Annotated in this window: 8 protein-coding genes; 4 read left to right on the forward strand and 4 right to left on the reverse strand. The window is 61.4% G+C overall.

The genetic code is table 11. From position 1 onward, the window contains the following. Window positions 1-4: 4 nt before the first annotated feature. Window positions 5-979, reverse strand: a complete 975-nt coding sequence (locus tag FHR70_RS11065) for an ABC transporter substrate-binding protein (protein ID WP_183449981.1) — start codon at window positions 977-979, stop codon at window positions 5-7. 311 nt (window positions 980-1,290) lie between these two features. Between FHR70_RS11065 and FHR70_RS11070 the strand changes: the two genes are divergently transcribed. Beyond that, window positions 1,291-2,241 (forward strand): zinc-dependent alcohol dehydrogenase family protein, encoded by a 951-nt coding sequence (locus FHR70_RS11070; RefSeq protein ID WP_183449983.1) that lies wholly within the window; start codon window positions 1,291-1,293, stop codon window positions 2,239-2,241. Between the two features lie 76 nt (window positions 2,242-2,317). Here FHR70_RS11070 and FHR70_RS11075 read toward each other — a convergent pair whose 3' ends face one another. From FHR70_RS11075 to FHR70_RS11085, 3 genes are all read right to left on the reverse strand, one after another. Then, entirely contained in the window at window positions 2,318-3,421 is a 1,104-nt protein-coding gene (locus FHR70_RS11075; protein ID WP_246408014.1) for an alpha/beta fold hydrolase, read from the reverse strand. 970 nt (window positions 3,422-4,391) lie between these two features. Then, window positions 4,392-5,663 (reverse strand): adenylate/guanylate cyclase domain-containing protein, encoded by a 1,272-nt coding sequence (locus FHR70_RS11080; protein ID WP_183449985.1) that lies wholly within the window; start codon window positions 5,661-5,663, stop codon window positions 4,392-4,394. Window positions 5,664-6,106: 443 nt separating this feature from the next. Continuing rightward, window positions 6,107-6,931, reverse strand: a complete 825-nt coding sequence (locus FHR70_RS11085) for an alpha/beta fold hydrolase (RefSeq protein ID WP_183449987.1) — start codon at window positions 6,929-6,931, stop codon at window positions 6,107-6,109. A gap of 625 nt (window positions 6,932-7,556) precedes the next feature. Here FHR70_RS11085 and acnA point away from each other — a divergent pair. The 3 genes from acnA (at window position 7,557) to FHR70_RS11100 (ending at window position 12,333) form a co-directional block, all read left to right on the forward strand. Next, a complete protein-coding gene (gene acnA, locus FHR70_RS11090; RefSeq protein ID WP_183449989.1) occupies window positions 7,557-10,241 on the forward strand; it encodes an aconitate hydratase AcnA in 2,685 nt (894 codons plus the stop codon). A gap of 98 nt (window positions 10,242-10,339) precedes the next feature. Further along, window positions 10,340-11,260, forward strand: a complete 921-nt coding sequence (locus tag FHR70_RS11095; protein WP_183450260.1) for a Bug family tripartite tricarboxylate transporter substrate binding protein — start codon at window positions 10,340-10,342, stop codon at window positions 11,258-11,260. Between the two features lie 152 nt (window positions 11,261-11,412). Next, window positions 11,413-12,333, forward strand: coding sequence for a GntR family transcriptional regulator (locus FHR70_RS11100; RefSeq protein WP_183449991.1), 921 nt, complete (start codon window positions 11,413-11,415; stop codon window positions 12,331-12,333). The last annotated feature ends 846 nt before the right edge of the window (window positions 12,334-13,179 follow it).

Consider the following 13,179-nt stretch of genomic DNA (forward strand, 5'->3'; position numbering starts at 1 on the left):
AGCCTCAATAGGCAACGGAGGGCCAGAAGGTTTTTGCATCGAAAACCTTGGCTCGGCCGACGAGCTTGTCCCCTCCGACCCTGACCAGAATAGCATAAAGATCAGCAGCCGCCTGCCGCTCGGCCGGAGTCCAGTGCTCCGGGGTGCCAGCGCGGAATCCAGCTTGGAGCGTGGCCAGGACTGCCGGCTCATCGGTGCCGATCTGCGGAGCCAAACGGGCCCACTCCTCCTGTGAGGTGGCCAGCAGAGCTTTGGCCTCTCGAGAGGCTGCGACGAAGCCTTGTAGGGCTACGCTCTCATTCCGAGCCCATTGCTCGCGAAATGCATAGCCGAGCATGGGCACATCATGGTCGATGCCGAGGCGGCGGATCATATCGGCCACCGTCAGGAGCGGCTTGGCTCCGCCGGCTTCCAGGCGCGCAGCATAGTGCCAGTAGGTGAGCACGGCATCGATCCGCCCGCGCGCCAGTTCCTCGTTCAAGAGCGGCGGAGCCCCAAAAACAGGCTCAGCCTCCTTTGCCAAGTCGATGCCGAGCTCCTTCTGGGCATGGGCCCGGAGGAGGAGCCAGCTTTTGTCGAGGGGGCCACCGGCAACACCGATCCGTTTGCCGAGAAGGTCTCCGAGACTTCTGAGGCTCGAATCGGCAGGGATCATGAGCGTACCCACGGCCTTTGAGTAGGGCACGAAACTGAACGCTTCTCCCTCGCTCCGCTGACGTGCAACCCACGGCCAATCGGTGACAATCATATCCACTGCCCCGGCCTGTACTGCCACCTTGGCCGCCTCGTTGGAGGCAAACTCGACTGGAACAACTGCAATGCCATGCGAGCGGTCGAGACCATGGTACCGGATGGTTTCGATCTCCCAAGCGACAGTTCCAAACCTGAGGAGGCCAACCCTGATAGACTGAGCTTCCTGAGCTCTTGCAGGAACAAAAACGATCAAAGCAAGGATAAACCAGGTGATCCTGAGAAGCATGGGCAAACCCTGGCAACCAATAGCTCGAGAAAACGGCCAAGCTTAGATTTTGTTCCGAAACCGGACTTGGCTGGCAGGCACCACTGTCGTCCGAACCAGGAGAAATCCTTGTGTCTCATTTAAGCCAACCGAGGAAGTAGAACGCACGAAGTAAAGGTTATCTCACGCCACGGATGCGGAAACCGGATCTCCGTCCGCCTCGTACCAAAACGAAGCACTCGCAGGTCGGCACGCAAGAGGAACAGGAGCTGCGCACGCTTGAAGTGGCCTTACCCTGATCCACATGGCTCCCATCGAGTGGAGGCGAGACCATGCGTGCGATGGTGATCACACGGTTCGGCGGTCCCGACGTGTTCGAGCATCGGGAGATCGAACGGCCCGCGCCTGGTCCGGGCGAAGTTCTCGTACGGGTGATCGCCTCCGGCACCAACCCCGTCGACGCCAAGATCCGCCAAGCCGGATCCTGGGCGCAGATCCCGTTTCCGGCTGTGCTCGGTTATGACGTGTCCGGTGTCATTGAGGCGCTCGGACCGGGTGTGTCCGAGTTCAAATCGGGCGACGAGGTGTTCTACACGCCCGAGATCTTCGGCAATCCGCACGGAAGCTATGCGGAGTACACAATCGCCTCGGCGAGCATCGTGGCGCCCAAACCGGCCAATCTCAGCCATGTCGATGCAGCGGGTATTCCCCTCGCGGGGGGCACGGCTTGGGAGGCGATCGTCCGTCGCCTGAATGTCCGTCCAGGCGAGACGGTGCTGATCCACGGCGGTGCCGGCGGTGTCGGCTCCTTCGCCATCCAATTTGCCAAGGCAGCCGGTGCGCGGATCATCGCAACGGCCAGCAAGGCCAACCACTCATCTGTGCAGGAGCTGGGAGCGGACGTGGCGGTGGACTACCGTGATGTCGACGTGGCCGAGCGGATTCTGGGAGCCACAAACGGACACGGCGTCGATGCATCGTTCGATACAGCGGGCGGAAATGTCTCTCTCAGCACGCTGGTGACGCGGCCCTTTGGCCGGATCGCCACCATTCTTCCACCTGATGGCGACCTGAGTGCCCTCTACACCAAGAACCAGACTCTGTTCGGGACCTTCCTGACCCGAGAAGGCGCACGGCTGCGCGAAATGGCCCCATTATTCGAGCGTGGCCAAGCCAAGGTCGTGATCGATGCCGTACTCCCCCTTGAGGAGGTCAGCAAGGCTCACGAGCGGCTCGATTCAGGCCATGGCCGGGGCAAGGTCATCCTTCAGGTGGGGCAATAGTCGAGGTGGGTTCAGCTGTTCGTGCTCGGACGACAAGTCATGGATGACTGGGTGGTGAGAAAGTCCGTATCAGAGCTTACGACACACCACTGGATTGCTGCGCGGTGCGCTCAATCGCGTCCGCGACAGCGTCCGGAGCCAGGTGATGGATCATATGGCCGAGACCTGGAAGGGCGATGAACTCACTTCCTGGTAGCTCGTCGTGCAGCCGTGCAGACTGGCGGTCCACATCCGCGATCTGATCGTCAGCACCGGTGATGATGGTCACCGGCATCGTCAACTCACGGTAATGTCCTTCCAGTTCCATCGCTGACGGCGTCATCAGTGCCGCATCTTCCGCCGCCGCGCGAAGCTGCAACGGCCGCAGCATCAGCGCCTTCGGGAACTCTCGCTCGAAGCGTTCCGGCACCGCAGCCGGCTGGAACATCCGCTTGATCATGCCGGGCAGGATCGCACGGGCCACAAACGGCGACACTGTGTAGCGCATGACATCGCCAATCACGGGAACGGCCGGCGGCGAGAGCAGAAACGTGTCGGCCCGCAGAGTCGGGTAGTAGTAGCCTGAGCCCAGGACGAGGCCGCGCACGAGCCTTGGCGCCTCGAGTGCGAGGGCCACCGCCACCAAGGTGCCCCAGGAGTGGCCGTAGACCGTAGCCTGTTCGACCCCAAGCTGCGTCAGCACCTTCCGGAACAGCCGGGCATGAGCCCGCGGCGTCCAGATTTGGCGCGGCCGCGAGCTGTAGCCATAGCCAGGGCGGTCGATCACGATCACCCGGTAGCGTTCCGCCAATTTATTCACGAGATCGCTGACGGTGAAGTCCTGGATCATGGTGCCGTTGCCGTGGATCAGCACCAAAGCGTCACCCCGGCCGCGCTCGATATAGTGCAGGCGCACCCCATCCACGCTCAGGAACCGGCCGATGGGCGGATACCTGCGCTCGGCATCTTGGACCTGCTTGCGGTTGTACAGGGCTGCCGCACCCAAGGCAGCGACAGTGCCCGCCAGAACGGGCGCCAGCCATCGGCGCGCACCAGAAGCGCTATCGCCTCCACAGCTCTGGAGGTTTGCGGGGCTCCAATCACGCTCCTCGCCGGCCGCATGATTTCGCGTGACGCTCCCGGCTCCCGCCGCAGCAGCCTGGGACAGTCTCGAACCAAGCTCTGTTGCCATGTTGCGCATGCTTCATCTCCGTTCGGGGTCCAAGACTCGTGTTCCAGGACGAACAACGACTGGGATCCCGGCGGGTTGCTGCATTGCACAAAGACAGTTTGCCGCTCTTGAGCAACTGCGCTTAAGACAAAGTTTCAGGAGTGCCTCAATGAGACCCTCTGAGCTTATCGAGCTATCACGGTTGCCGAGATGCGACGTCGCTGAAGATCACTGGCCGAGATGTAGCTAAGCCCTACGCAACGGGTGCATCGATCGTGCACAAAACCCTTGTCCGGGAGTGCGTCAGACGCCTGAGGAGAAGCTACGGCCTTCCCTCGATCCAATTCGGCGTGCTTTCAGGCTCACCCTTTCGCACTGATCGCGTTCACTCCCGTACCCGGACAAGCAAGGGTGAACTCCGAATGCAAGCCAGTATGCTCGACTCCGCTGATCACGGTGCAGCCCTTTAAGGCCGGCCTCGCGGCGATATACTCCACGACGGCCTCCTCATGTCTGACCCCGGTAATCCGGGTAGGCTGTATTCCGCGGCGTTGCTCGCACATGGTCTGGACGGCCTCGGAAATTGCGTAGGCGACCACCAATACCGTTGGTTCACCCGGCCTTTGAAAAACTTGGTATCCACCACCACAGGTTGTTTCCACCTGAGCCGCAGGTGCCGCTACGTAATACGAGATCGATCCAGGCTCCGTACCTCGTGCACAACCTGAGACGAAAGCAGCCAAGGCCGCAGCGAGAACCAAGGGCGTATACCGAACGAGCATCAGATCCTCAGATTGAGAGTGGTTTGTGACCTAGTAGCAGCAATTGCCGAGCTTGTCTTGCGATGCCTTTGTCCTCCGCCCCCAGAGATGGAATGGAGCACAACCTCGTGCCTTGATCCCTCGCGCGACCACCATGTCAGAGTTCACCGATCACTCCCGAAAGCCCATCATCGGCAAGACCGGACGAAGTGCGGGCGGGACGACAAGCCTCTGATGCCTCATCCATGAGGATTGACCTGGTTGAGCAGTCCCTGTTCCGCCTCCCCGTTTTCCGTCCAGGTTGGATCGAGCGTGAACAACTCCTGCGGACGGCTGACTCCCCTTAGAGCATAGCGGCCAACGGAGACGAGGCAGTCCTGCTCGCCTGCTGAGGCGGCTGAGAAGAACGCTGAGGAGACCAGAACATCCCTCTCAACTGAGCGACAGAGGGCTGCGATCCGACTCACCTCGTTCACGGCCGGTCCGACCACCGTGAAGTCGAGGCGATCCCGGCTGCCGATGTTGCCGTAAAAGACCTCGCCGATATGAAGGCCCAGATAAGCATCGGCGACCGGCAGGTTCGCGGCCATGCGATCCCGATTGAGCACGCCAATCCGGGATCGCATCAATTGTTCTGCCCTGAGAGCGCATCGGCAGGCTTGGCTCGGATCCTCTTCCTTGAAAATCGCGAGGGTGCCGTCCCCGATCAGCTTCAGAACATCGCCGCCGGCCTCACAGATCGACGAGATGATGGCTTCCGAGTAATCGTTCAGGAAAGGGATGATCTGCTCTGGGGCGGCCGCCTCGGTGATATGGGTGAAGCCGCGCAGGTCACTGAACCAGAGAACGGCTTGAATCCGGTCGGTGACGCCACGAGCGATCCGCCCTTTCAGGACGAGGCTGCCGGCATCGCGACCAAGATAGGTCTCGACGAGTGTCTTGGCGATGCGCGCGAGTGAAGCGCATTTCAGGGCGAGCATCAGGGGCGATGCCAGCTCCCGGACAAGCAATAGCTGTTCGTCCGTGAAGCCGCGTTCCACATCCGTCGTCCAGGATGAATAGAAGGAATCCATCTCCCCGATGACACCCTCAGCTTCGAAACGGTGGATCAGGACGAGATAATCTGTCTGACCTTCTGCGCGCAATTCCTCAAGAACAGCGAAATCTTCCACATGACCCGGGCCGATCCGCCGCCGCAGGAAATCCTCTCCGCTTGTCAGAAGGTGATAGTAAGTGCTTCTGAGCCAATTGGCGGTAGCCTCCCCACCGACATTGGTGCGTCCGTACTCGACGACATGATCAACATTGCCCTGGTCATCACGGCGCCAGCGGAAGACGCGCCCCTCATGAATCGGATGCAGCGTGTCGATCACGATGTTCACGCGGGCAAGGGGCATGCCCGCGGCCGTCAGTCGATCGCAAAAGCCATGAAGGAGTTCCAGTTCCGTCATGCCTGCCAAACCGGCCTCCGTGACCCATTTAGCGATGCCTGCTGCTTGGCTGGTATCCATGACGCCTCCTCACGATGACAAATCTGCCAGCAGACCCGCTGCCGATAAAGTACTCATCATCATTGAGCAAAAGTGAGCTACTTTGTGTACGTCCTTCGGCAAGGTCTCGGTATGGCAGGCGCGGGCGGTATTCGGATCGAGCGAGAGGTGAACCGATCCTCCGGGCGGAAGTCAATGCAGGCTCGGGACAGGGCTTAATCTCGCATGAGCGTAGCATCCCGAAATGTCGTAGACACGCACAGGTGCTTTGTTGGGATCCGCCAACACGATCTCACGGAAGGATAACCACATGTCAGGAGAGCCTTCCGATGTGGCAGAGATCGCCACCACCACCGTTGGTGGACCGGGGGATGCCGAACCCATACGAAGATCCGAGCCCCGTTTTCCGGTCCAGGAATTCCTCGCTCGCTTGCATGGTTATTGCACCCGCCCGGTCGTGTCGATCAGCCTTTGATGAAGGCCAGGAGGTCGGCGTTCACGACGTCAGGATGAGTCGTGCAGAGCCCGTGCGGCAGCCCCTCGTAGACCTTGAGAGTCCCATGCTTCAGGAGTTTGACGGATAGCGGCGCTGAGTCCGCGAAGGGCACGATCTGATCGTCGTCGCCATGCATTACCAGCGTGGGAACCTCGATCCTCTTGAGATCCTCCGTGAAGTCGGTTTCCGAGAAGGCCTTGATGCAGTCGTATTGCGGCTTGATGCCCCCCATCATGCCTTGTCGCCACCAGTTGTCGATCACACCCTGTGAGATCTTCGCACCGGGACGGTTGAAGCCGTAGAAGGGACCTGTCGGCACATCCACGTAGAACTGCGCCCGGTTTGCTGCGACGGCGGCACGGAAGCTGTCGAACACTTCGAGCGGCAACCCGCCAGGGTTCTTGTCCGACCTGACCATGATAGGCGGCACCGCGCCGATCAGGACCGCTTTGGCCACACGTTCCGGCTCGGCGCGGGCAACATAACGAGCCACTTCGCCACCGCCGGTGGAGTGGCCGATATGGATCGCGTCCTTGAGATCAAGTGCCCTCGCGAGTTGAACAAGGTCGTCGGCATAAGTGTCCATCTCGTTGCCATGCGCGGTCTGGGTCGAGCGACCGTGGCCCCGGCGATCATGGGCGATGACGCGATAGCCCTGATGAAGGAAGAACATCATCTGACTGTCCCAGTCGTCTGCGCTGAGGGGCCAGCCGTGATGGAAGACGATAGGCTGTCCGCTGCCCCAGTCCTTATAAAAAATCTCCGTACCGTCGGTCGTCGTGATCGTCGCCATTGTTCTCGCTCCTTCGGTGAGTTGCATCGGCGGGTTGGGAGGGATTGTGTCCCCTAGAGCAGAGTCTCCTGGTGAGACGGGTGGAGACAGAGGAGGCGCTCAAAGAGAGTGAGCGTGAACAGGCCGAATCTGACATCAGCATTCTTCATCTGGCTCAGGCCTCGTGGGCAGGCGGGAAACTATGCCTGACAAGATGTCTCAGGAGAAGATGACAAAAGAGCGACTTAGCCCATGGGAAGTGTCGCCTCCGAGGCCTCATCGAGGAGGAGCTCCCGCATCCTTCAGTGCTCTGCTGCGTGCTGAAGCGACAGGTGCGGCTGGAGCGTAGCGCGAGCCTCCGAGGGCGATCCAGCATCTGACGTCGGAAAGCGTGGAGATCGCGACCGTGTTGCCCAAATCGAACCCGGACACTGACAAGCGTCATCACCAGAGGCCCGCGGGTGTAGCACCATCCTACGTCAGCAGCAGCCTCCGATGCCAATAAATATCATATCAGTAATTATAAATGCAATTTTAGTTGCATTTATATAGCTCGTTATGCAATTAATTGGTAGCAGCTCATGCGAGGGTCCGCGCTAGGAACGCCTGCCGTACCGCCATTTCCCGAGGGAACGTAGGAAGTCAGATGCCGACAACCGCCGACATCACGATCAACGGACGGCTCTACCGCATGATCGATCTTCCTGCGGCTGTCGGCGGCGACCTCGAACGCCTGCCGTACATCCTGCGGATCATGTTGGAGAACGTCCTGCGCACGGCAGGGGATGGTGCCCCGCAGGCGAAGGCCGCAATCATTGGCTGGCTTGATAAGGGGCAGAGCGAGGAGGAGATCCCGTTTCTGCCGGGTCGGGTGCTGATGCACGACACCACCTGCGGTCCTGCCCTCGTGGACATCGCCGGCATGCGCGCCTCCTTGGCAGAGGCCGGCTACGATCCGAGGCTGCTCAATCCCGTCCTGCCCGTCGATGTCTCCACCGACCATTCCCTCGGCGTTGACGTGTTCGGTGTACCCGATGCCCTGCGGCGGAATATGGAGCGGGAGTATGGGCGCAACGCCGAGCGCTACCGCTTCATGAAATGGGCCACGCGTGCCCTCACAGGATTTCGCGTCCATCCGCCCGGCACCGGCATCATGCATACGCTCAACCTTGAGCGCCTGGCAACCGTCGTCACCACGGCTGAGCGGGACAGCGTGTCTTGGGCCATGCCCGATACGCTGATCGGCACCGACAGCCATACGCCCATGATCAACGGCGTCGGAGTGCTCGGCTGGGGCGTAGGCGGGCTCGAAGCAGAGAGTGTCTTCTTCGGCATGCCCGTGATGATCCGCGTGCCGGACATTGTCGGGGTGCGGCTGATCGGACGATTGCGGCAGGGCGTGCTCGCCACCGACCTTGCGCTCACGGTCACCGAACGGCTTCGGCGGATCGATCTTGCGGATCGCTTCGTCGAGTTTTTTGGGCCGGGTGTCCCGACGCTCTCCGCAGGCGACCGCTCTGTTATCGCCAACATGACCCCGGAATTCGGTGCCAATTCCGGCTTCTTCCCCATCGACGGCCAGACCCTGCGCTACTTGCGCGAAACCGGCCGCAGCGCTGATCAGGTTCGTCTCGTGGAGGAATATGCCAAGCGGCAGGGGCTCTGGTTCGATCCGAAGGCCGCTCCGCGCTTCACGGACATTGTTGAGATCAATCTCGACGAGGTCGAGGTCAGTCTTGCTGGTCCGCGCCGGCCGCAGGATCGCATCGCAGCCGGGGCCACGGTCGAAGCCCTCGCGCCCTTGCTCGTCGATCGCCCAGTCTCGGACGAACAACCTGGCCACGGCTCCGTTGCCATCGCGGCAATCACGAGCTGCACCAACACCTCCGATCCGAGACTGCTGGTCGCCGCGGGCCTTGTGGCCCGCAGAGCGCGCCACTTCGGCCTCACGCCGCCTGCATGGGTAAAGACTTCACTCGCCCCCGGATCGCCAACAGCCGAGCGCTATCTCCGTCGTGCCGGACTGCTCGAGGATCTGGAAGCCGTCGGCTTCGGAATCGTCGGCTATGGCTGCACGACCTGCATCGGCAACTCGGGTCCCCTCCCCGCCATCATCGAACAGGCCATGACCGATCGCGGCATTCTCCCCGTGGCGGTTCTGTCCGGCAACCGCAACTTCCCGGGCCGCGTCCATCCGCAGCTCGAGGCGGGCTTCCTGGCTTCACCGCCGCTCGTTGTCGCTTTCGCATTGGCAGGCGATGTCAACCGCGACATCCTCACCGATCCGATTGGCCGCTCCCCGTCAGGCGAAGACATTCGGCTTACCGATCTCTGGCCCACGGGGGACGAGATTGATGCTGCCCTTGCCATGGCCATCAATGCGGCTGACTACGACACCTCGTACGGTGAGGCCGAGGCCAGCGAGACCTGGCGGGTGCTCGCTGCTCCGGCCACGCCCCTCTTCCCGTGGAACGAGAGCTCGACCTACATCCGTCGTCCGCCCTTCGCAGGCTTCGGAGAGGGCACGCTGCTGGGCTCCTATGCAGCCCATCCCCTGCTCGTGCTCGGCGACGACATCACCACCGACCATATTTCGCCAGCCGGGCAGATCCCGCAGAAGGGCGAGGCTGCGGAGTACCTGGTTGAGCGCGGCGAGAATCGCCGCGACCTGAACGTCTTCGCGTCCCGGCGCGGCAACTGGGAGGCGATGGCTCGCGGCCTGTTCACCAACAAGTCCGTACGCAACCTGCTCGATCCGCAGATCGCGCCGGGCTTCACGATCCATGTCGGCTCCGGCGAGCACCTGCCCCTGTTCCAGGCCGCAGACCGCTACGCACGCGACGGTGCATCCGTGGTCGTGGTAGCAGGCGAGCGCTATGGCATGGGATCTTCCCGGGATTGGGCCGCGAAAGGTGTGGCCCTGCTGGGTGCACGCGCCGTGCTGGCCTCGAGCTTCGAGCGCATCCATCGCTCGAACCTGATCGGTATGGGCATTCTGCCCCTGCGCCTCCCGGCAGAGCGGCATCCGCACAGCCTCCAACTGCGCTCCGGAGACCAGATCCTGATCGATGCCGATCCGGCAAAGATCAGCCCGCGCTGCGCCGTGCCCGTCACGATCCGCCGCGCATCGGGCGAGAGCGAAACCTTCACAGCCAGTGCTGCCATCGAGACCGGCCTTGAGGTCCAGATCCTGCGCGCCGGCGGCATCATTCCCCTCATCCTGCGTCGCGTCACCAACGCGGAGGCGACAAGCCGCGAGACGAACGCTCCAAAGATCGCCGGCAGCGGTGACGACCTTCGGCGAGAGACTTCGCCGAGCCCCAGGCGCTGAGCGGCAACGCCCGCTCAACGTTCACCACCTCACGCAACCTAAGGGAGGAACTCGTGAGCCACTTGACCAAGACCATCCGCGGCGTCGCCTTCGCCGCCATGACGCTCGTCGCATCGTCTGCCTTCGCGCAGCAGGAACTCAAGATCATAGCGCCGGCGGGCCCCGGCGGCGGCTGGGACTCGGCCGCCCGCTCGATCCAGCAGGTGCTCACGCAAACGGGGCTCGCGAGAAGCGTGCAGGTGGTGAACGTCACCGGCGCCGGCGGCACCGTGGGCCTCGCCCAGTTCGTCAACCAAGCCAAAGGCGACCCGAGCCAGCTCATGGTCAACGGCATCACCATGGTGGGCGCGATCCTTACCAACAAGGCGCCGGTCACTCTCGATCAGGTGACGCCGATTGCGCGACTCACCGGCGACCCGCTTGTGATCGTCGTCCCGGCCAACTCGCCGATCAAATCGGTCAAGGAACTGGCCGATGCGGTGAAGGCCGATCCTGCGAAGGTCACCTGGGCCGGCGGCTCGGCGGGCGGCGCGGACCACATCCTCGCTGCACTCTTCGCCAAGGCGGCGGGTTCCGACCCGGCGAAGGTCAACTACATCGCCTTCTCCGGCGGCGGTGAGGCTCTGGCGGCCATGCTTGGCGGCCGCGTGACGGCCGGCATCTCGGGCTACGGCGAGTTCGAGAGCCAGATCAAGGCCGGCAAGCTGCGGGCGCTCGCGATCTCGTCCGGCAAGCGCCTCGCCAATGCCGATGTGCCCACCCTCAAGGAGCAGGGCATGGATGTCGAGGTGGTCAACTGGCGCGCTCTCATGGCAGGCCCCGACATCACGGCTGAGCAGAAGAAGGCCTTGACCGAGACTGTCGAGAAGATGGTCAAATCAAAAGAATGGGCAGAGATCCTCAAGCAGCGTGGCTGGGAAGACTTCTATCTTGCCGGCGAGCCCTTCCAGGCCTTCCTCAAGGAAGAGCAGGTGCGGGTCGGCGATGTGCTCAAGTCGGTTGGCCTCGTGAAATCGTAAATGCTCATCCCTGGGGGAGCCCCTATAGGCTCCCCTTCCTTGCCCTGAGGGCAATCTCTCACTCACGATTTGTCGAAGGTGAGAGTACCGCCACCGCGCTGTTTCGGGTAAGGGAGTTGTGCATCATCTTCAGGATCGACGAGGGTCTGTTCATGAGTTCGTCCGGGGAGCGCACGGTCAACGGAAAGCGCGAGTTGACCGAGGGACTCGCTGCGCAGATCCTTGACCATATCCGAGGCGGGAAGCTGTCTGTTGGAGCGCACCTGACAGCCCAGGAGCTGGCCGAGCGGTTCAGCGTGTCCCGATTTCCCGTCGGCCAGGCATTGCAACTGCTTGCTGCCAAGGGCGCGCTCACCCATGAGCGCAACCGCGGATACTTCGTGTCGGACGTCGGGGACGTGTCTCCTGAGGCCCTTGGCCTGAGCACCAGGGATAATGCCTCCGATCTCTACTTCAGAATGGCCGAGGATCATCTTCACGGCCGTTTGCCCGATCCGGCCTCTGAGGCCTACCTCAAGGAGACCTACGGGATCAAGAAGGCGCAACTGAACGCCGTGCTGGGCCGGATTGCCCAGGAGGGCTGGGCCGAGCGGCGCCCCGGCTACGGCTGGTCCTTTTCGCCCATGCTCACGACGCCGGATAGCCTGGAGCAGACCTATCGTGTGCGTCTCGCCCTCGAGCCTGCAGCGTTGCTGGAGCCGACGTACCGCCTCGATCGTGACATCGCCGCCCGCTGCCGCGAGGCGGAACTCCGGCTTCTTGGCGGCGCAATTGAAACCGATAGCGCCGACGCCCTCCATGAACGCGGTGTACGCTTCCACGAAGCCATCATCGGCGCTTCCGGCAACCCGTTCTTCCTGGAGGCCGTGCGGCGCATCAACCGTGTTCGCCGCCTGCTCTCTTACCGCTCGATGATTGATCGCAAGCGTTATCGCCAGCAATGCGAGGAGCACCTCCTGATCCTCGACCTGCTGGAGCAGGAGCGGAACGAGGAGGCATCGCAAGCATTGCGCCGGCATCTGGAACACACCATCGGAAATCTCCAGGAGATCAGGCCAATCCTGGAGCACTGAATGCGCTGCCTGAGGTGCGGAGCGCAACAGCCGCGTTAACAGGGGAAATAGCTCACCCGGACGCTCGTTCAGCCAAGATCATGGTCGCACCCTCACCAAAGATGCAGTTGTCTTTCCTTATAAAGCCTTGCAATAATCCTGCATCGGGAGAGGCTTTTGCCAGAGAGACGAAGCCCTCTTGAAGAACATGACCGGAGGAGAACTTCCGGCTTCATAAGGGGTAAGGACCATGAAAGACTCGGCCATAGCGCCTGAGATCGCGGATCCATATGCGACTCTGGAAAATATTCTTAAAATTATCGGCAGGTCGTGGCTGAGCGAGGAATGGCGGCTTGAGGACATTCGCCTCCTGGTTCAGGAGACGATGGCGAAACGAGGCAATGTCGACGATCGAGATCGCACCAAAGCAGTCATCCAAGCTCTTCAGCCTCGGGGCCGTCTGATGCCAAGCTCAGAGTTGCCAGGGTCGGCGCAACGAGGAACTACACCGTAGGAAATCCTATGAATCAGGTCCATTAAATGAGATCCCATTCAAAGGTATCGATCACCTAAGCTCTGCCTTTTCCCCTCGACTGAAGCTTTGCCTTTGGGCGTTTCTCTCGCCTCGCCCTTCTGGACTGTAAACGACAATTGTGCGGCACATTGTCTCGAAAGGCTAAACTCAATCCAATCCGCTTTTAGTCCTGCGGCTAATCTTTTAATAACTTACCTAACGTTATTTTCAAGCGAGACAGACAAAATATAACGGTCTCGCCGCGGGGCATCACACAATGGCACATTTCATTTTACTGTAGAGCTTCGCCCTGCACGACATGGCGCAGCAAGCGCGGGCTCTCTCCGAAGTTT

The sequence above is a fragment of the Microvirga lupini genome (genome assembly GCF_014191055.1).
Taxonomy (GTDB): Bacteria; Pseudomonadota; Alphaproteobacteria; order Rhizobiales; family Beijerinckiaceae; genus Microvirga; species Microvirga lupini_A.